The organism is Bradyrhizobium sp. SEMIA (genome assembly GCF_014844175.1).
In the GTDB taxonomy this organism is placed as follows: Bacteria; Pseudomonadota; Alphaproteobacteria; order Rhizobiales; family Xanthobacteraceae; genus Bradyrhizobium; species Bradyrhizobium arachidis.
Map to the genome: position 1 here is coordinate 6,284,569 of NZ_CP046601.1, position 17,194 is coordinate 6,301,762.

19 protein-coding genes and 4 pseudogenes are annotated in these 17,194 nt (G+C 62.8%); 14 read left to right on the plus strand and 9 right to left on the minus strand.

Annotation, left to right across the window (positions count from 1 at the left end):
- Nucleotides 1-55: 55 nt before the first annotated feature.
- Nucleotides 56-1,054, plus strand: a pseudogene (locus tag FOM02_RS30445) (HAMP domain-containing protein); the annotation flags it as partial.
- A gap of 87 nt (nucleotides 1,055-1,141) precedes the next feature.
- On the opposite strand, the pseudogene FOM02_RS30450 reads toward FOM02_RS30445, so the two are convergent.
- Nucleotides 1,142-1,438: pseudogene (locus tag FOM02_RS30450) on the minus strand (acyltransferase family protein); the annotation flags it as partial.
- Between the two features lie 208 nt (nucleotides 1,439-1,646).
- Between FOM02_RS30450 and FOM02_RS30455 the strand changes: the two are divergent.
- On the plus strand, nucleotides 1,647-2,015 hold the full coding sequence (locus FOM02_RS30455) for a hypothetical protein (protein WP_051378048.1): 369 nt from the start codon (nucleotides 1,647-1,649) through the stop codon (nucleotides 2,013-2,015).
- A gap of 79 nt (nucleotides 2,016-2,094) precedes the next feature.
- On the opposite strand, the gene FOM02_RS30460 is transcribed toward FOM02_RS30455, so the two are convergent.
- Both FOM02_RS30460 and FOM02_RS30465 read right to left on the minus strand, forming a co-directional pair.
- On the minus strand, nucleotides 2,095-2,334 hold the full coding sequence (locus tag FOM02_RS30460; protein WP_231164289.1) for a hypothetical protein: 240 nt from the start codon (nucleotides 2,332-2,334) through the stop codon (nucleotides 2,095-2,097).
- Between the two features lie 77 nt (nucleotides 2,335-2,411).
- Nucleotides 2,412-3,563, minus strand: coding sequence for a hypothetical protein (locus FOM02_RS30465; RefSeq protein WP_027562148.1), 1,152 nt, complete (start codon nucleotides 3,561-3,563; stop codon nucleotides 2,412-2,414).
- A gap of 194 nt (nucleotides 3,564-3,757) precedes the next feature.
- Between FOM02_RS30465 and FOM02_RS30470 the strand changes: the two genes are divergently transcribed.
- Nucleotides 3,758-3,991 carry a hypothetical protein gene (locus FOM02_RS30470; RefSeq protein ID WP_027562147.1) on the plus strand — a complete coding sequence of 78 codons (234 nt, stop codon included), beginning with the start codon at nucleotides 3,758-3,760 and terminating at the stop codon, nucleotides 3,989-3,991.
- A gap of 73 nt (nucleotides 3,992-4,064) precedes the next feature.
- Here the strand turns inward: FOM02_RS30470 and FOM02_RS30475 are convergent, their stop codons facing one another.
- On the minus strand, nucleotides 4,065-4,307 hold the full coding sequence (locus FOM02_RS30475) for a hypothetical protein (RefSeq protein WP_231164290.1): 243 nt from the start codon (nucleotides 4,305-4,307) through the stop codon (nucleotides 4,065-4,067).
- A gap of 207 nt (nucleotides 4,308-4,514) precedes the next feature.
- Here FOM02_RS30475 and FOM02_RS30480 point away from each other — a divergent pair, with 207 nt between their 5' ends.
- The 7 genes and pseudogenes from FOM02_RS30480 (at nucleotide 4,515) to FOM02_RS30510 (ending at nucleotide 9,878) form a co-directional block, all read left to right on the plus strand.
- Nucleotides 4,515-4,922, plus strand: a complete 408-nt coding sequence (locus tag FOM02_RS30480; RefSeq protein ID WP_108914563.1) for an Ig-like domain-containing protein — start codon at nucleotides 4,515-4,517, stop codon at nucleotides 4,920-4,922.
- A 704-nt stretch (nucleotides 4,923-5,626) separates the two neighbouring features.
- Nucleotides 5,627-6,331, plus strand: coding sequence for a GDSL-type esterase/lipase family protein (locus FOM02_RS30485; RefSeq protein ID WP_027562145.1), 705 nt, complete (start codon nucleotides 5,627-5,629; stop codon nucleotides 6,329-6,331).
- A gap of 239 nt (nucleotides 6,332-6,570) precedes the next feature.
- Nucleotides 6,571-6,651, plus strand: a pseudogene (locus FOM02_RS30490) (chemotaxis protein CheW); the annotation flags it as partial.
- A gap of 75 nt (nucleotides 6,652-6,726) precedes the next feature.
- Nucleotides 6,727-7,092 carry a response regulator gene (locus FOM02_RS30495; RefSeq protein WP_007600538.1) on the plus strand — a complete coding sequence of 122 codons (366 nt, stop codon included), beginning with the start codon at nucleotides 6,727-6,729 and terminating at the stop codon, nucleotides 7,090-7,092.
- A 75-nt stretch (nucleotides 7,093-7,167) separates the two neighbouring features.
- Nucleotides 7,168-8,274 carry a protein-glutamate methylesterase/protein-glutamine glutaminase gene (locus FOM02_RS30500; protein WP_265440433.1) on the plus strand — a complete coding sequence of 369 codons (1,107 nt, stop codon included), beginning with the start codon at nucleotides 7,168-7,170 and terminating at the stop codon, nucleotides 8,272-8,274.
- Nucleotides 8,271-9,143, plus strand: coding sequence for a CheR family methyltransferase (locus tag FOM02_RS30505; RefSeq protein ID WP_027562541.1), 873 nt, complete (start codon nucleotides 8,271-8,273; stop codon nucleotides 9,141-9,143). Before FOM02_RS30500 ends, FOM02_RS30505 begins: the two co-directional genes overlap by 4 nt.
- A 264-nt stretch (nucleotides 9,144-9,407) precedes the next feature.
- Nucleotides 9,408-9,878 carry a hypothetical protein gene (locus FOM02_RS30510; RefSeq protein WP_027562542.1) on the plus strand — a complete coding sequence of 157 codons (471 nt, stop codon included), beginning with the start codon at nucleotides 9,408-9,410 and terminating at the stop codon, nucleotides 9,876-9,878.
- A gap of 56 nt (nucleotides 9,879-9,934) precedes the next feature.
- Here FOM02_RS30510 and FOM02_RS30515 read toward each other — a convergent pair whose 3' ends face one another.
- The 5 genes from FOM02_RS30515 to ctrA form a co-directional block, all read right to left on the minus strand.
- Nucleotides 9,935-11,095 (minus strand): glutathionylspermidine synthase family protein, encoded by a 1,161-nt coding sequence (locus tag FOM02_RS30515; protein ID WP_027562543.1) that lies wholly within the window; start codon nucleotides 11,093-11,095, stop codon nucleotides 9,935-9,937.
- 3 nt (nucleotides 11,096-11,098) lie between these two features.
- The gene (locus FOM02_RS30520) at nucleotides 11,099-11,347 is read right to left on the minus strand and encodes a hypothetical protein (protein ID WP_027562544.1); all 249 of its coding nucleotides are present in this window, start codon (nucleotides 11,345-11,347) and stop codon (nucleotides 11,099-11,101) included.
- Nucleotides 11,348-11,411: 64 nt separating this feature from the next.
- Complete coding sequence (locus FOM02_RS30525; protein ID WP_027562545.1) at nucleotides 11,412-11,804, minus strand: hypothetical protein; 393 nt, start codon at nucleotides 11,802-11,804, stop codon at nucleotides 11,412-11,414.
- 1 nt (nucleotide 11,805) lies between these two features.
- Nucleotides 11,806-12,210: a DUF350 domain-containing protein gene (locus FOM02_RS30530; RefSeq protein WP_027562546.1), complete on the minus strand. Its 405-nt coding sequence runs from the start codon at nucleotides 12,208-12,210 to the stop codon at nucleotides 11,806-11,808.
- Nucleotides 12,211-12,381: 171 nt separating this feature from the next.
- Nucleotides 12,382-13,083, minus strand: coding sequence for a response regulator transcription factor CtrA (gene ctrA / locus FOM02_RS30535; protein WP_016848562.1), 702 nt, complete (start codon nucleotides 13,081-13,083; stop codon nucleotides 12,382-12,384).
- A 400-nt stretch (nucleotides 13,084-13,483) separates the two neighbouring features.
- Between ctrA and fliI the strand changes: the two genes are divergently transcribed.
- The 4 genes and pseudogenes from fliI (at nucleotide 13,484) to FOM02_RS30555 (ending at nucleotide 17,167) form a co-directional block, all read left to right on the plus strand.
- Nucleotides 13,484-14,809 carry a flagellar protein export ATPase FliI gene (gene fliI, locus FOM02_RS30540; protein ID WP_027562547.1) on the plus strand — a complete coding sequence of 442 codons (1,326 nt, stop codon included), beginning with the start codon at nucleotides 13,484-13,486 and terminating at the stop codon, nucleotides 14,807-14,809.
- Nucleotides 14,810-14,930: 121 nt separating this feature from the next.
- A pseudogene (fliJ, locus tag FOM02_RS30545) lies at nucleotides 14,931-15,348 on the plus strand (flagellar export protein FliJ).
- Nucleotides 15,349-15,531: 183 nt separating this feature from the next.
- Entirely contained in the window at nucleotides 15,532-16,077 is a 546-nt protein-coding gene (locus tag FOM02_RS30550) for a sigma-70 family RNA polymerase sigma factor (RefSeq protein WP_027562548.1), read from the plus strand.
- Between the two features lie 37 nt (nucleotides 16,078-16,114).
- Entirely contained in the window at nucleotides 16,115-17,167 is a 1,053-nt protein-coding gene (locus FOM02_RS30555; RefSeq protein ID WP_027562549.1) for an anti-sigma factor domain-containing protein, read from the plus strand.
- Nucleotides 17,168-17,194 lie beyond the last annotated feature (27 nt).

Genomic DNA, 17,194 nt, shown 5'->3' on the forward strand with positions numbered 1-17,194 from the left:
CAAGAGTGAAGCGTGGACAAGCGTAAGCACCCCAATTCGAACCAACGAGACTGACATGAGATTCACCGTCAAAGCCAAGCTTGCCAGCGCCTTCGGCGTCGTCATCCTGCTGTCCATGATCGCCGGCGCGGTCGGCTACATGAAGCTCGCCGACATGGTCGGCACCACCGAGTTGCTGGTCAGTCGTGCGGGCCGCATGGAAAAGGCCGCCGAGCTGAAGGAGGGCATTCTCTTCCTCGTGCGCTCGGAGAAGAACTCCATCCTCGCAGCGTCCGACGCAGAGCACGAGCAGTTCCGGGCTGATCTCATCAAGAACCGCGAAGCGGTCGCCAAGTCCAAGGACGAGATCTACGCGGCGGCCAGCGAGAGCGGCAAGAAGCTGATGGAGAGCTTCAATGTCGCGTTCGCCAAGCTGAACGCCTATCAGGACGAGACGGTCCGCCTCGCGAAGACCGACAAGCCGCAGGCGCTGGACCGTTCCATGCATGACGGCCGCAAGGTCGTTGCGGACGCGATCGAAGCGGCCGACGGCTACATCAAGAACGTCAGGAAGAACATGGCCGAGCAGGCCGAACAGGCCAAGCAGGACGGCGCCCGCGCCGAGATGATCCTGATGAGCCTGGTGATCGCCTCGCTGCTGATCGCCGCGGCTGCAGCGACCTGGATCGCGCTCAACATCAGCCGCGCACTGGCGCAGGCCGTCGGCCTCGCCGATGCGGTGGCGATCGGCGATCTCAGCCACAAGATCGAGTCGTCCAGCAACGACGAGATCGGCGACCTGATCAAGTCGCTGAACGCGATGACGGTGAACCTGAACGCGACGGCGGCGCTCGCCAACCAGATCGCGCAGGGCGATCTCACGGTCGAGGCCAAGCCGCTGTCGGACAAGGATACGCTCGGCCTCGCGCTCGAGCGCATGGTGGAGAAGCTCCGCCAGATCGTGTCGGAAGCCCTGACCGCGGCGCAGAACGTCTCCGCCGGCAGCCAGGAGCTCTCCGCCAGCGCCGAGCAGCTCTCGCAGGGCGCGACCGTCCTCGAACCACGGAATGAAGAACAGCGACCTGACGACATCCAGCGGCGCAATCGGATTGTGCTTACTGGCCAATATGACCAAGAGGTAGACCAGGGTGAAGATCCAATAGAGGGGAACGATCCGGATCAGGCGGTGCCAGATGAATTCCGTCGGTCCGATCTGCCTGCGTCCAGTTGTCGTCCACATGATGAAGCCGCTGATCACGAAGAACAGATCGACCCCTGCTTCCCCGATTGATGCAGGTTGCTTCAATCCCGTCTCGAAATAGGCCGGGCCTATGAAATGGTGAACGACAACGGCGCTGGCTGCTATCGCGCGCAAATATTGAATAGTGACTATGCGGTGCACTACTGCTCCTGGGCCGCTGGGTAGCTTCGAGGCGGTGGGCTCGTATCTAGATATCACTGGATATCTGTGGGCCTCAACATGGCAAGCTGAAGACAGTCGGCCGCTTATGCCTATCTTGTCATCAATGCAGGACGATTGGGGCGGTTGGCCCCGGGTCGCGAAAGGCTGCGAGCGGGCGCTGCAAGCAGGACAGGATCATTGGTCCCGGTGTAAAGGATGCTGATCGGCTGCGAGGCCGTCCGGATTTTCGGCAACGAGGTGTGTTGTGACCAAATTCATGTTCCGATCGCTTGCTCTTCTCGCGGGGCTCTCGCCCGCGGCGGCACTGGCCGGAGGAACGTGTCTCCTGCATCCGGAGCCATTCAAGCTTCAATCGGACACGGTTCGCTGGTCGTTCAAGATCGCTTCGGGCGGGCAATGCATCCAGGGCTTGCGATGGTCGACGATCATGATCGATCACATCGCCATCACGGAGATGCCCAAATCAGGGCAGATCATCATCCAGGGACCTTCGTTCCGCTACTTGTCCAATCAGGGTGCTCGCGGAAGCGACTCGTTCAAGCTGAGCATCACGGGATCGTCGATGCGGATTTCGGGCAATTCGTCGATCGAGGTCGAAGTCAGCGCGGAGTAGGCTTGCCGCTGTATTGCGATGGTGCGCTCGACCGTGATGATTTTCGCTTGCTTCGAAGTGCGGTCCCGCCACTGCATGCTCAGCGCGGCGGATTGGTCAGCCCACTGTTGTTGTTGTTGATATTGGGATTCGCCGAGACCGCCGGCGGCACGCCTTGCCCAATGGGATTTTGGAACGGATTGTTGCTCGGTTGGGTTGCGACCGGCCTGCGCGCGGATTGTGGCTTGCCCCTCTGCCCCTGCTGCGTGCCCTGAGCCTCTGCCGCTGTAGCGGTGCCGAGCATTGCTATGACGAGAGCCGTGAGCAGGGACGAACGCATTGTTGCCTCCATCAATCCGACGCGGGTTAACCGACAGCTCCAACCTAGCTAGGCGTTGAGTTGCGGATTGGAAGACGTCAGGGCTTCTTGCAATCGGTATAGAGAACCCCCGTGGTCAGGACCACACGCTCGATGCAATGCCGCGCATCGGTGATCTCTCCTGGAATCGTGAAATCGTAGGCTTGCCCCCTGAGGATCAGGGCGTAGCGACCCGGCGCCAATTCGAGCTCGGGATCCTCACTATGCAGCTCGTACATCTCGGGCGCATTTGGGATTGGTGATGAACGGAACGGGAACGAAACATTCCTGATCACCCAGGTCGCCTCGCTGTCATCCGGCCTCTTTCCGGCGGCCTCGGCGGAAAATTCCCGGGAGACCCTGGCCAGGATGCGAACCTCGGCCCGATCGGCTGCATTCGCCGAGGAATCGCGGCGGAACACGACGAATTTCGGGTGTCCATTCGGTAACACCGTCGGGCTCGGTGCCTTGAGCGCGGCCGAGACCGCAACGCGAATATCTGGTGCCTTGCCGGGGAGGAGCGGCAGCTCCATGAGACGGTTGTCGGCGACCGCGTAGATGCCGTAGTCCGTCGGCCGCAATGGATCGGGCTTCGCCGGGGGAGGCGTCGGCGCAGGTGCGCTCACGGGCTGGACCGGGGGCGAGGCTGTTGCTGTTTCCTGAGGAGGGAGAACCCGGCCGAAGTTTTGTGCGAGGTGCCACAGCCGCTCACGTTGCTGGACGGCGAGCACAACGCCGCCGACGATGAGAAGCATCGCGGCAGTTCGCCGCATCAGCGCAAACTGCGGGCTTCGGCCGCGACCTGCCGCGTGTTGCGGTCCGACGCGCCAGGCTGGCTCCGGCGGCGTCGGCTGCCCTGCCGCGGCGTGAGCGGCAATAGGGCCTGGCAGCTGATCCGGCCGCGCCGGAGCCTCTTCGGGCCGTACCTTGGTCGGGGAGGGCGCAATGAGCGGCTGCTGCTGCGAGAAGTGTTCAACGCCCCGGATTGCGGTCTCGAGCGCCTGCTGCGCGCGCTTGATATCCTTGGCATCCGCATGAGTGAACTGCTCCAGCAGTTTGTAGCGGGCAAGGTCGTAGATGGCCTGACGCAAATGCTCGGGGTTTTTGTCCACCGTCTCGATCATGCGGGCGATGACGAGCGCGAATTGGATCTCAGTAGGAGCCTGGTCCGGCCGCTCGGGATCGCTTGGTATCAGATCGCCCGCGGTCATCGCCTGGGTGGCATTCTTGAGTGCATGACAGTCACATTAAACCAATCCGCCTGCGACGAATACGGCATTTTCGGCTGTATCGGCGCCATGCATCTCGACTAGAGTGGCTGGATGCGGCGGATCGCGTGGTCCGGTCGCGAGACAAGCTGTCGTGCAGGAAAATCGCCATGTTCGCAAACTGGAAATCGCCCTTGATGCTGCTGGCCGTGACGTGTCTTGCGGTCGGTGCCGTTCCGGGGCACGCATCCGCGCTCACGGCCGAGCTTGCACGAAAATGCAGCGCGTTGACGGCCAAGCAGTTTCCGCCGCGCGAGCCCGGCAACCCGGCCGCCGGCAGTGCAAAAGGGTCAGGGCGTGTTCAGCACGACTATTTCAACAAATGTGTCGCCAGCAACGGCAATGTGGATGCTGGAGCGCCGCCCAAGTGAGCCCCGTCCAAGTGAACACCGTCCAAGTGAACGCCGCCCAACTGATTCCGCAGTTGGGCCTGTCGCAGGCACGTTAGGACTGGCGTTGTGCGGATGAGGAAGGTGTCTCTGGAGCAGGAATATTGCCTTCCTTCTCCATACAGTTCCTGAAAAAGGCTTGGCGATCACCGCTCATCCGCACCGACCCGGGGCGCTGATACGGATAAGCGATGTAGGAATAATGCATGCACTTGCGGGCCACCTCGGCGCTTGGAGCGGCGGCCGCGGTCGGAACGAGCGTACAGGCCAGCATGACGAGGTTGATTGTGATCTTCAAGTTCGTCTCGCCTCGTGGGAGGACAGGTGGTTCGGACGAAACAGCCGACGCAACTATATAACCGTTCGGTTTTCGGTCTTGCCAGTGTCGTCTTGCAACCTGCTGACGGGATTTTAGCTTCACATTTACCAACGCGGGCCCTTTGCGGCCGGGGCTTACCGAACGTTAGCCCGAGTTGGCGCATCGTCCTCGAAAAGGATGGCGCCAATGAAAACGCTCGTTTTTCCCGCTCTCGTCGTGCCGATGATCAGCGCTCTTCTGAGCGGCCAAGCCAACGCAACGCCAAATTGCCTGCGAGATCATCAGCCCTACAAGCTCGCCGGCGACAGTATCGACTGGTCGATGACGATCAAGCCCGGCGCCAACTGCATTCAGGGACTTCGCTGGTCGACCATGCAAATCTTCAGCGTGTCCGTCGCGGAGCAGCCGAAGGGGGGCGAACTCACATTGGTCGGTCCCGGATTTCGCTATTTCGCCAACTCGGACTTCAAGGGTAGCGACAGTTTTGCGCTGGTGGTGGTGGGAAAGAATCGCCACGACGAGGGGCGGTCGGTCATTCACATCAAGGTCAGCGCCTCAAACGAGGGGCTCGTCGCCAATCTGACGGGCTATTGAACTGAGGCTTGCCGGCCCGTCGACCTGGCGTTAGCGGTGAGAGTGCTCCTAGGCCTAAGGAGCTCCCGTTGACGCGAGCGAATACGAGCCAGATCCGGCGCTGATAGCCTCGCATGAAGACCATTCCAAGCAAAGCAAACGTAGCGAAGTGCTCGAACTGGGCGCTGGCTAGCGTCGAACGCGGCCCGATAGGCGACAGCTTGGTGTAGGCGACACAGGCGAGAAAAAGCAGCTTGCGAGCCTGCCTAGTTTTTCGGCTTCGGAACTCGAACAAACTTCATCTCATTGTGGCAGAGTCGCTCTTCTGGAGCGATGAGCCCGTTCGCGGCTGTCCTGGTCGAGAATTGTTGTAACAATTCGACGAACAGCGCAGGCGACGCGCAAGGAACGGGCCCGTCTCGACCGAGTTGTGCAATTGCATAGCAATGCGGTGGCGAAAATGCGCCGTTGGACCGAGGAAGAGATCTCGCGGTTGAGGATGCTGGCGCAGAAGCGGCGTGCATCTCAAATCGCAATTGAACTCGGGCGGTCAACCGGTGAAGTCCATCGTAAAGCCCGCGAGCTCGGCCTGTCTCTCCGCCTCGAATCTCAGACCAAGCGTCCTGGCCCTTGATGGAGAAGGCCGCATTGCCGGCATTGTTATCCCTTTAAAGCGAAAAGATCGTGGGTTACCGTGAGCAACGTTTGAGCTCAACGTCATCCCAATGAAACGCGGCGCCCGACACATTCTCATTGCGCTGGCCGCCTTCGCTCTCGGAGCGATCTGCCAGGAGAGATTCTATCTCATACGGTCGACGCAGACGCTCGCAAGAGGAATTGTCGGCGACCCGTTGCGGCGCTGGTTTCCCCGAACCGCTCCGCGGCCGCGCAATACGCTCTTTGAGACTTTCCATCCACATGCAGACGTTGTCATGATTGGCGACAGCCTCATCGAGGCGGCGGAATGGCACGAGATGTTTCCCGGTACGAGCATAGCGAACCGCGGTATCAGTGGCGATCGCACGGATGACATTCTCCAGCGCATGGACGCCATTCTCGCCGTTGGAGCACAGCGTGCCTTTGTCATGGTGGGATTTAACGACTTCGCGTTCAATCAGCCGGTCGCGGTTTCTTTTGAGAACTATCGAAAGATAGTCGATCGACTCACAGAGCAGAAAGTCGATGTCTATATCCAGTCCACGCTCGAATGCTCGAGGGCAGTGTGCGGCGGGATACTTGATGACATTCGGGCTCTCAACGAGCTGCTCCGCGCCCATGCCGACAAGAACGGACTGACATTCATCGACTTGAACAAATCACTGTCGTCTGCGGAGACAGGTCTCATCAAGCAGTATACCTATGACGGAATTCACTTGCTCGGCCTGGGCTACCTACAGTGGAGAAGGGCTATCGAGCCGTACGTTCGGTGAGAAGCGCGCCACTGTGCGATTATCTATGTCGAAACTTGGACGAGTGCTCGCTGTTCGTTCAAAAGTTCGGAGAGCGAGTAAGGTTTATTCGGACTACTCCAAAACCTGCCCCATTGTTGGGCGTGCGAGCAGATAAAGAAGTGTACTAGGATGTTCAGCGGAACATCTATCCTCAAAGGAGCTAGGGTTTTTCATGCGAATCGCGATGATCGGCACGGGTTATGTGGGACTGGTATCCCCACCGTCTCGACGGCCAGCTCATGGTCGTCCTCGACGTCGACCGCGTGCTCGAGCTCGCGCCCGAGATGATGGCGGCCTGATACGGCAGCAAGCGCCGCCGACGGACTTGCAATTGGAAGTGCCCCCCGCGAAGGGGGGAGGAAGCAGAGGTTCACATGCGAACTTGTCTCGTCGTTGATGATTCCAGCGTCATCCGCAAGGTTGCGCGCCGGATCCTGGAGGGACTCGACTTCCAGATCCTCGAAGCCGAGGACGGTGAGAAGGCGCTGGAGGCCTGCAAGCGCGGACTTCCCGACGCGGTGCTGCTCGACTGGAACATGCCCGTGATGGACGGCTACGAATTCCTCGGCCATCTCAGGCGCATGCCGGGCGGCGACCAGCCCAAGGTGGTGTTTTGCACCACCGAGAACGACGTCGCACATATCGCGCGTGCGCTGCACGCCGGTGCCAACGAGTACATTATGAAGCCGTTTGACAAGGACATCGTGACGGCGAAATTCCAGGAAGTCGGACTTATCTGAGCGAACTCCCGGAGGCTGAACGGATCCTTCGGCGATTGTTTTCAACTGAACCGTTTCAGTCTGAGTTGGTGAGTAATGAGTGTTGCGTTCGCAGGTAATTCGACCACGGGTCCCTCGCGCGAAGCCGGGCCGCTGCGGGTGATGGTCGTCGATGACTCCGTCGTCATCCGCGGTCTGATCTCGCGCTGGATCGGTGCCGAGCACGACATGGAGGTCGCAGCCTCGTTGCGCACCGGGCTCGAGGCGGTCAACCAGCTCGAACGCATCAACCCAGATGTTGCCGTGCTCGACATCGAAATGCCCGAGCTCGACGGTCTGTCGGCGCTGCCGCGGCTGCTGGCGAAGAAGCGCGACCTCGTCATCATCATGGCTTCGACCCTGACCCGCCGTAATGCGGAGATCAGCTTCAAGGCGCTGTCGCTCGGCGCGGCCGATTACATTCCGAAGCCGGAATCGACGCGCGAGGCGCAGGCCGCGGACATCTTTCATCACGACCTGATCCAGAAGATCCGTCACCTCGGCGCGCGGCTGCGCCGCAAGCCCGCCGTGCATGCGCCGTCGTCAGCCGCGTTGTCGACCCGTCCGTTCTCGACCCAGGTCCCGAAGGTGCTGCTGATCGGCTCCTCGACCGGCGGTCCGCAGGCGCTGATGGCGCTCGTCACCGAGCTCGGCCCGGTGATCGATCGCTTCCCCGTGCTGATCACCCAGCACATGCCTCCGACCTTCACCACCATTCTCGCCGAGCATCTGGCGCGTTCGAGCCGCCGGCCGGCAGCCGAGGCGGTCGATGGCGAGCCGGTGAAGCCGGGACGGATTTATCTTGCGCCCGGCGGCAAGCACATGCGCGTCGCCCGCAGCGGCGCGGACGTCGCGATCGCGCTCGACGATGGTCCCGCGGTCAATTTCTGCAAGCCCGCGGTCGATCCGCTGTTCACCTCCGCCATCGACATCTGGCACGGCAACATTCTCTCCGTGATCCTGACGGGCATGGGCTCGGACGGCATGCGCGGCGGCAAGGACATCGTCGCGGCCGGCGGCAGCGTGATCGCTCAGGACGAAGCCTCCAGCGTGGTCTGGGGCATGCCGGGCGCGGCGGCCAATGCCGGCATCTGCGCGGCGATCCTGCCGCTCAACCAGATCGGCGCCAAGGTCAATCGCCTGTTCGCGGGAGACCGCTCGTGACGCCCGCAGATTACGATTATCTGCGCAAGTTCCTGAAAGAGCGCTCCGGTCTCGATCTCTCCGCCGACAAGCAGTATCTGGTCGAGAGCCGCTTGCTGCCGCTCGCGCGCAAGGCAAGTCTTCCTGGCATTCCCGATCTCGTGCTTAAGATCCGGAACGGCGACGGCCGGCTTGCGACCGACGTGGTCGAAGCGATGACCACCAACGAGACCTTCTTCTACCGCGACAAGATCCCGTTCGATCATCTGCGCGAAACCATCCTGCCGGGCCTGATCCGGGCGCGCGCGGCGCGCAAGTCTTTGCGCATCTGGTCGGCGGCGTCCTCGACGGGGCAGGAGCCCTATTCGATCGCGATGTGCGTGAAGGAGATGGGCGCAGCTCTTGCCGGCTGGCGCATCGAGATCGTCGCCACTGACCTCTCGCAGGAGGTGCTGGAGAAATCCAAGGCCGGCGTCTACAGCCAGTTCGAGGTGCAACGCGGCCTGCCGATCCAGCACCTGATGAAGTACTTCACGCAGACCGGCGAGCTCTGGCAGCTCAACGCCGATATCCGCGCCATGGTGCAGTTTCGCCAGCTCAACCTGTTGCAGGATTTCTCCCATCTCGGCACGTTCGACGTGATCTTCTGCCGCAACGTGCTGATCTATTTCGATCAGGATACCAAGGCTGTGATCTTCGAGCGGATGGCGAAGGGATTGGAAGCCGACGGCACGCTGCTGCTTGGCGCTGCCGAATCCGTCGTCGGTATCACCGATGCGTTCCGTCCCATCACCGAGCGCCGCGGTCTCTATCAGCTCAATCCCGCACGCTCCGGCCGTCCGATGGGCGGATTGATGCCGCAGCCGCTGAAGGTTGCCGCGGCGAGGTGATTTGCCGCACGGCGCGGCGATCGGAGTGAGCGACGTTGTTGCGGATGACCGGCAGCACCTGCCGGTCTCTCCATTGCGCGCGGCGCTTCACCAGCAATTGAGCAGCGCAGATTACTCGGCTACCGCGCAGCAGAGCGCGCGCCGTGATGCGACGCGATCGCGGCCCTCATCAGCATCTGGCGGTTGTGCTATGGTCCCGGTCGTCCCGCCCGACCGAGGCGGGAATTCGTTCAAGATCATGACCTGTTTTGAGGAGGACATACCATGCGAATGTCTTGTGCCTCTTATTTCCTGTTGGCGGCGCTCTCGTTGCCCGCGACGGCTTTTGCTGGCGAGCAGGTGCTCGAATTCAAGCTCGTCACCAAGCCGATGGACGTCAAGGTCACCGAAGTCGCGAATGTCGAAGGTCAGACAGTCATGTCCGGCAAGATGTTCGGCGTTGCCTTCTTCAAGGACGGCCGTATTGCCGTGAAGGACTTCGTCAATTCCTCCGACTTGCTCAAGGGCTCAGGACCGATATTCGGTTACAGCACCTACACCTTCGACGACGGCTCCTCGATCACGGCGCGCTACGCCGGCGCGGTCAAGGACGGAAAGGCAAAGGGCGAATACACGATTTTGTCGGGCACCGGCACGTACGCAAATGCGACGGGCACGGGCGGCTTCGAGAGCGTGCAAAGTGGGTTCAAGGGCGCCGGCCTCTACGACGGAAGATTTATCGTCAAGACCCCCTAAGCCGGCACGAACCTTAGCGCTCGCGCGCCTTTGCCGGTGAGGCGCGCGAGCGCATTTCACAAGATCGCATGCGGCAGAAACCGCGAGCGGTTGCCGGTGATCGGGCTCTCGTCCTCGCGGATCGACAGGCCGCACGGCTCGTGGTTCACCAGCCAGCTTCCGACCACCGGATAGTTGCCTGAGAAATTCGGCAGCGGCGATAGCGCCTGCCGCACGAAACCTTCTGCGCCGTAGGGGCCGGCCTGCTCGTCAAGCGATACGCCGCCGGAGACCAGCGTGACATTGGCGCCTTCGCGCGACAGCAGCGGCTTGCGCACATAGGATGTTCCGAGCTCAGCGGCACGCGGATCGTCCTCGAAGAAGGCCGACAGCAGATTGGGATGGTTCGGAAACATCTCCCAGAGCAGCGGCAAGATGCCCTTGTTGGAGAGCACGGCCTTCCACGGTGGCTCGATCCAGCGCGTCGGCGCGTCCTTGAGTTTGGCGCCGAAGGCGTCCTGGAACATCCACTCCCAGGGATAGAGCTTGAAGACAAGCGCCATGTCACGATCGTCGAGATCGACGAAGCCGCCGGCTTCATCGCGCCAGCCGATCTCCTCGATGTCGAGCAGCGTGGTCGAGAGGCCCGCCTGACGTGCGGTGTCTTCGAGATAAGCGAGCGTGCCGGCGTCTTCCTCGCTGTCGGTCGTGCCGGTGAGATGCAGATGCCGGCGGTCGCCGATCGCCTTCCACGCTTCGATCAGGCGCTCATGGATGGAGTTGAACTGATCGGCGCGCGCCGGAATGATGCGGCGTTCGATGGCCTGTTCGAGCCAGGTCCATTGAAACACCGCGGCCTCGAAGATCGATGTCGGGGTATCCGCGTTGTATTCGAGCAGCTTCGGCGGGCCGTCGCCGTCGAACTTCAGATCGAGCCGGCCATAGAGGCTGCGGTCGTCGCGCTCCCAGCTCTCGGCGATCAAATTCCAGAACGCCTCCGGAATCTTCAGGCGCCGCAAGTAACGGTCGTCGCCGATCACGCGGCCGGCAAGCTCGAGGCACATCGCGTCGATCTCGCCGGTCGGCGTCTCGATGCCGCGCTCGATCTCGTCGAGCGTGAAGCCGTAATAGGCGCGCTCGTCCCAATAGCGCTCGCCGTCGATGGTATGGAAGGCGAAGCCGCATTGCTCGGCGGTCTCTTGCCAGTCATCGCGCTCGGGACAGACGATGCGTTGCATGGATCAACCGCCGTGGCCGCCATGGCCATGACCGCCATGGCCATGTCCGTGCCCGCCATGCCCACCGTGCATGCGATGCAGCGTGCTGCCGAAGCCGCCATAGCTCGGCCGGCAATAGGGCTTGCCGTCGATGCCGGGAACGGCTTCGAGTCCGGGGCCACATGGCTGTTCGCGCTTGGTAAATCCCATCGAGACGGCACCTACTGCGGCACTTCCCATCATCGTCAGCATGACCCTTCGCGAGCGCTTCATGTTGCATCCTCCCGCGCGACTTAAAGCAGAGCGGCGCGCGGCGTTGAATTCAAAACCTCGCGCTTCAGCCGCCGCCCGAAAAACCATGGCCGAACGAGCCGAAGCCGCCGCGGCTCACGCTACTGGAGCCAGAGTCTGACGACGATCCCGACGAGGAATGGCTCGAGGAGTCGCTGCTGAAGAAGCTCGATCGCGACGACCAGCGCGAGCCGCCGCTGCCGCCTGACGAACTGCTGCTGCTGGTGCTGCACGTCATGGTCGTCTGCCCCGGCACGGCTCCGGGCGAGGGCTCGCAGGTCTGGTGCGGCATCAGCGTGTAGGCGGTGGTGCCGACCGCGATCGTGCCCATCACCAGCAGCGCGACATGGCCGGAGCGCTTCACCGGCGGCTGCGGAGGCGGCGGCTCAGCGGGCGGCCGGCGCTTGCCGAAATCCTTTTTGGTGGGTTTGTCCGCCATCTCAGTAGATCATGCAGGCGGCGTTCAGGAGGCCAGCGGCGAGCGAGGACAGCCCGAGCCAGATCGCGGGCGCAAGCTCACCGGCGGCGATCCGCGCCGACAGGTTCGGCACCGGCACCTTGACGAGAAACAGCACGATGATCTGCACGATCAGCGCGATGATCGCCCAGACCATGCAGTCCAGAACATTGGCCGAATGCGCGATCGCGCTGATCAGCGGCGCGACGAAGCCGAGCAGGCTGAGGCCGAGCGCGATCGCCGCGGCCGGCTCGTTGTCGCGGATCAGCTGGAACTCATTGTGCGGGGTGATGCGGGTGTAGACGAACAGATAGGCCACGATGGCGATCAGGCCGGTGCAGAAATAGACCAAGAAGGCGGGCAGGCCGGCGAGTGATTGCAGGATCATCGTTCCCCCATCATGCAGCGACCATTCGTCGGCGGCGGGAGGATAGCGGTTCAATGCCGGGGGAGCGACGAAGCGGCTCTCCTGTCCCCAAAAAACAAAACCCCGCCATTTGCGGCGGGGTCCAGGCTGGGAGGAGCGAGCCCCGATGGGCCCGCGACGTAAACTTAGGGATCAGGCCGGGATGCGCTCGTCGGCCTCGTGCGGCTCGCGCAGCACGTAGCCGCGGCCCCACACGGTCTCGATGAAGTTGCGGCCTTCGGAGGCGTTGGCGAGCTTCTTGCGGAGCTTGCAGATGAAGACGTCGATGATCTTCAGCTCGGGCTCGTCCATGCCGCCATAGAGATGGTTGAGGAACATTTCCTTGGTGAGGGTCGTGCCCTTGCGGAGCGAGAGCAGCTCCAGCATCTGATATTCCTTGCCGGTCAGATGCACGCGCTGGCCGCCGACTTCCACCGTCTTGGTGTCGAGGTTGACGACGAGGTCGCCGGTCTGGATGACCGACTGGGCGTGACCCTTGGAGCGGCGCACGATCGCGTGGATGCGGGCCACCAGCTCGTCCTTGTGGAAGGGCTTGGTCATGTAGTCGTCGGCGCCGACGCCGAGACCCTTGACCTTGTCCTCGATGCCGGCGAGGCCGGAGAGGATCAGAATCGGTGTCTTGATCTTGGAGACCCGCAGCTGCTTGAGCACGTCGTAACCGGACATGTCGGGCAGGTTGAGGTCGAGGAGAATAATGTCGTAATCGTATAACTTACCGAGATCGACGCCTTCTTCCCCCAAATCGGTCGTGTAGACGTTGAAGCTCTCAGACTTCAGCATCAGCTCGATCGACTGCGCGACGGCGCTGTCATCTTCAATCAGCAAAACGCGCATGCCAGTTCCCCATAGTCGCCGCTCCTGGGCGTCAGGTCGGCCGCATTCGCGGCACTCAACAAAACGCCTTTGAACAACTGATTCGGATCCTGACAACAGATGGTTAACAAATCCTGATTCTGGAACGCAAGTCCCCCCGGTGCAATTTTTCTCGAATCGCCCTAAGGTGTTGCGCGAGAAGCAGCTTTCGTCACCCGATCCCGTTCAAGCTCCACTTTAAGAGACGGCGCTAACCGACTCCCGCGACTCAGCCTTCTTCTGAAGGGGAGTCACGCTCAGTCACAAAGACAGTGACGCAATGATTAATGATGCGGGTAAACACGAAGTTAAGCGCCGTTCAGAAATATGGCGAAACTTAAGGTTTCCACGGTGAGGGCCAAATCATGAAGGCGCACACCTGATGAAGGCTCTTGCCGAACAGATCGGTGACATCGACGGCGTCAACATTTATGGCCGCGTCGTCGGCGTGCGCGGCCTGATGGTCGAGGTCGCCGGACCCATTCATGCGATGTCGGTCGGCGCGCGGCTCGTGATCGAGACCGGCGCCAATCGCTCCATTCCCTGCGAGGTGATCGGCTTCTCCGGCAACAACGCTGTCGTGATGCCGTTCGCGGGACTCGATGGCGTGCGCCGCGGCTGCAAGGCGGTGATCGCCAATGCCGCAAATCAAGTGCGGCCGTCGTCGGCCTGGCTCGGCCGCGTCGTCAATGCGCTGGGCGAGCCGATCGACGGCAAGGGGCCGCTGCCGCAAGGTTCCTCGCCGATGCCGTACCGCAATTCGCCGCCGCCGGCGCATTCGCGCAAACGCGTCGGCAGCCCGCTCGATCTCGGCGTGCGCGCGATGAACACCTTCCTTACCTGCTGCCGCGGCCAGCGCATGGGCATCTTCGCCGGCTCCGGCGTCGGCAAATCGGTGCTGCTCTCGATGCTCGCACGCAACGTCGATGCCGCGGTCAGCGTCATCGGGCTGATCGGCGAGCGAGGCCGCGAGGTGCAGGAGTTCTTGCAGGACGATCTCGGCGAGGAGGGCCTCGCGCGCTCCGTCGTCGTGGTCGCGACCTCCGACGAGCCGGCGCTGATGCGGCGACAGGCGGCGTATCTGACCCTCGCGGTCGCCGAATATTTCCGCGATGAGGACAAGGATGTCCTCTGCCTGATGGACTCGGTGACGCGCTTTGCCATGGCGCAGCGCGAGATCGGCCTCTCCGCCGGCGAGCCGCCGACCGCCAAGGGCTACACGCCGACCGTCTTCACCGAGCTGCCGAAGCTGCTGGAACGGGCCGGACCGGGCCTCGGCGAGGGTGCCATCACCGCGATCTTCACGGTGCTGGTCGACGGCGACGACCATAACGAGCCGATTGCGGACGCGGTGCGCGGCATCCTCGACGGCCATATCGTGATGCAGCGCTCGATCGCCGAGCGCGGCCGCTACCCCGCGATCAACATCCTCAAATCCGTCTCCCGCACCATGCCGAAATCGGCCGACCCGCAGTTCTGGCCGACCATCCAGCGGGCGCGGCAGGTGATGGCGACCTATGCCGACATGGAGGAGTTGATCCGGCTCGGCGCCTACCGCGCCGGCTCCAGCCCCGAGGTCGACGAGGCGATCCGCCTGCACGAGCCGCTGGAGGCCTTCCTGCGCCAGCGCAAGGACGAAAATGCATCACTGGCCGACGGCTATCGCCAGTTGGCACAGATCCTCGGGAATTTGGAAACGGAACGCTAACTTTGTCGCGTCATCATCCGACCCCACAGAGTAGTAGAGCCGGTCTTGGCCCAAATTGGGCCTGTGGGGAGACCGGTGTTGTCCCACGCGCAGCTAGGGGACTTCTGGGGAGTACGAGTCGATGAAGTCACGAGATACCCTCATCCGCCTGAAGAAGTTTCAGGTCGACGAGAAGCGCCGCCGGGTCACCCAGATCGAGACCATGATCGCCGACTTCCAGCGGATGTCGGTCGATCTCGAACGCGAGATCCAGACCGAGCAGGAGCGCGCCGGGATCAACGATCCCTCGCATTTCGCCTACCCGACCTATGCCAAGGCGCGATCCAGCGCCGCGAGAACCTGACCCGCTCGGCCGACGAGCTCAAGGGCCAGCTCGACGAAGCCAAGGCCGCGCTGGCCGAAGCCTTCGAGGAGCTGAAGAAGGTCGAGTGCTCGACGAGCGCGACCAGGCCCGCGAACGCGCCGAGGAGAACGCCCGCGAGCAGGCCGACCTCGACAGCATCGGCCTGATGCGCGCCCGAATCGGGGCCGTCGCCTAAAGGCGCCAGCGCAAACCTGCCGAGAAATTCGCGAAACCCGGACCGCAAGGTCCGGGTTTTTGCGTTTGCTGTCCACAGTGTGGCGCCGCGCCCCCTTGGTGGTCGGCTTTGCCGCGCGCTATGGTAGCGGAGTGCCAGGGCCTGCGCGAAAAGTGGCGGAGCCGTGCGCGTTTGGGGGACTGAATGCTGACGCCAGCAGAGCTGGTCGGGCTGATCGAGGCGGTGGCAAAGGGCGACCAGGCCGCGTTCGAGCGTCTCTACGCCGCCACGCGGGCGAAACTTTATGGCGTCGTGCTCCGTATCTTGCGCCGACAGGATCTCGCAGAGGAGGTCATTCAGGAGACCTACGTCAAGATCTGGAACGGTGCCGCCCAGTTCAATCCGGCCTTGTCGTCGCCGATCACGTGGATGGCGTCGATCGCGCGCAACCGCGCCATCGACATCGTCCGCAAGAAGTCCGAAGTCTCCATCGAGGAAGAGCCTCAGGCGATGGAGGTTGCGGCCGACAGTCCCGATCCGCTGGCGCGGCGGGAGATGACCGAGGAGTTGAAGCGGCTTTTGGAATGCGTCGGCCGGCTCGAGCCGGATCGTCAGAGGCTCGTCCTTCTCGCCTATTACAACGGCTGGAGCCGCGAGCAGCTGGCGGAGAAGTTCGCCGCGCCCGTCAACACGGTGAAGACGTGGCTGCGGCGCAGCATGTTGGATATCCGGGAGTGCCTCGGATTATGAGATCTTGCACTCTGAGGTTGGGTCTGGACTGCAATTGATGGCCTACACTGAGGACCATATCGCGCTCGCTGCGGAATATGCGCTCGGTACGCTCGATGCCGAGGAGCGCGCGCAGGTCGAGACCATGATGGCGGTGGACAGGGCGTTCGCCGACATCGTGCAGGCCTGGTCTTACCGGCTCGGCGTGCTCAACCAGATGGTCGGCAATATCGAGCCGCGTCCGATCGTGTGGGAGAACATCAGGTCCGAGATCGCGCGCACGGCGCTTGCGCAGGAGCCGCCGGCCCCGTCCGCAGTCGTGCCGCCGCCGCCACCTCCGCCGGTCGAAACCGCGCCGCCGGACTTGCCGTCGGAGCAGACGCCGGAGCCAGAGCCGCAGCCTGCCGAGGCAGAGCAGCCCGAGACGATGCGGACTTCACCTGATGCGATTGGCGACATCGCGCCGGTCTTCATGCCGCAGGTCCACGCGCCCGATCCCGACGTCGTGCGCGTGCAGCAGGTGCCGATCGTCGACGACACGAACGTGATTTATCTCGAGGGTCGCGTGAAGCGCTGGCGCGGCATCGCGTCCGCCGTCGGTGCGCTTGCGGCCGCGCTGCTGGTGACGCTGTCACTCCAGATCTTCCGGCCCGACGCGCTGCCGGGTGCGTTGCGTCCCGCACCGCGCATCCAGACCGTGGAGGTGAAGACGCCGGCAGCGCCGCTCGCCGCCTCTGCGCAATATGTGGCGCTGTTGCAGGGCCAGGGCGGCGGCCCGGCCTTCATTCTCACCATCGACGGCGCGACGCGGAATTTCACGGTGCGCAAGGTCGGCGCGACGCCGGAGCCCGGGAAGAGTTTCGAGCTCTGGCTGATCTCCGACAAGCTGCCGCGCCCGCGCTCGCTCGGCGTGATCAGCTCTGGCGATTTCACGGCGCGTCCGGTGCTCGGCTCCTATGATGCCGACGTCGTCAGCGGCGCCACCTACGCCGTCACCGTCGAGCAGGCCGGCGGCTCGCCGACGGGACAGCCGACCTCCGCGCCGGTGTTTTCCGGCAAGCTGATCGAGACCGTGCCGCCGTCCCAGCCGCAGGCCCCCGCGAAGAAGTAAGCGACTGAGCTGGTTCCTGTCGCCACG

Bases quoted from the DNA above. Each gene is read 5' to 3' on its own strand.
- FOM02_RS30460 (WP_231164289.1), bottom strand. From the start codon at position 2,334: ATGCGTTCGTCCCTGCTCACGGCTCTCGTCATAGCAATGCTCGGCACC.
- FOM02_RS30465 (WP_027562148.1), bottom strand. From the start codon at position 3,563: ATGACCGCGGGCGATCTGATACCAAGCGATCCCGAGCGGCCGGACCAG.
- FOM02_RS30470 (WP_027562147.1), top strand. From the start codon at position 3,758: ATGCTGCTGGCCGTGACGTGTCTTGCGGTCGGTGCCGTTCCGGGGCAC.
- FOM02_RS30480 (WP_108914563.1), top strand. From the start codon at position 4,515: ATGAAAACGCTCGTTTTTCCCGCTCTCGTCGTGCCGATGATCAGCGCT.
- FOM02_RS30485 (WP_027562145.1), top strand. From the start codon at position 5,627: ATGAAACGCGGCGCCCGACACATTCTCATTGCGCTGGCCGCCTTCGCT.
- FOM02_RS30495 (WP_007600538.1), top strand. From the start codon at position 6,727: ATGCGAACTTGTCTCGTCGTTGATGATTCCAGCGTCATCCGCAAGGTT.
- FOM02_RS30500 (WP_265440433.1), top strand. From the start codon at position 7,168: ATGAGTGTTGCGTTCGCAGGTAATTCGACCACGGGTCCCTCGCGCGAA.
- FOM02_RS30510 (WP_027562542.1), top strand. From the start codon at position 9,408: ATGCGAATGTCTTGTGCCTCTTATTTCCTGTTGGCGGCGCTCTCGTTG.
- FOM02_RS30515 (WP_027562543.1), bottom strand. From the start codon at position 11,095: ATGCAACGCATCGTCTGTCCCGAGCGCGATGACTGGCAAGAGACCGCC.
- FOM02_RS30520 (WP_027562544.1), bottom strand. From the start codon at position 11,347: ATGAAGCGCTCGCGAAGGGTCATGCTGACGATGATGGGAAGTGCCGCA.
- FOM02_RS30525 (WP_027562545.1), bottom strand. From the start codon at position 11,804: ATGGCGGACAAACCCACCAAAAAGGATTTCGGCAAGCGCCGGCCGCCC.
- FOM02_RS30530 (WP_027562546.1), bottom strand. From the start codon at position 12,210: ATGATCCTGCAATCACTCGCCGGCCTGCCCGCCTTCTTGGTCTATTTC.
- ctrA (WP_016848562.1), bottom strand. From the start codon at position 13,083: ATGCGCGTTTTGCTGATTGAAGATGACAGCGCCGTCGCGCAGTCGATC.
- fliI (WP_027562547.1), top strand. From the start codon at position 13,484: ATGAAGGCTCTTGCCGAACAGATCGGTGACATCGACGGCGTCAACATT.
- FOM02_RS30550 (WP_027562548.1), top strand. From the start codon at position 15,532: ATGCTGACGCCAGCAGAGCTGGTCGGGCTGATCGAGGCGGTGGCAAAG.
- FOM02_RS30555 (WP_027562549.1), top strand. From the start codon at position 16,115: ATGGCCTACACTGAGGACCATATCGCGCTCGCTGCGGAATATGCGCTC.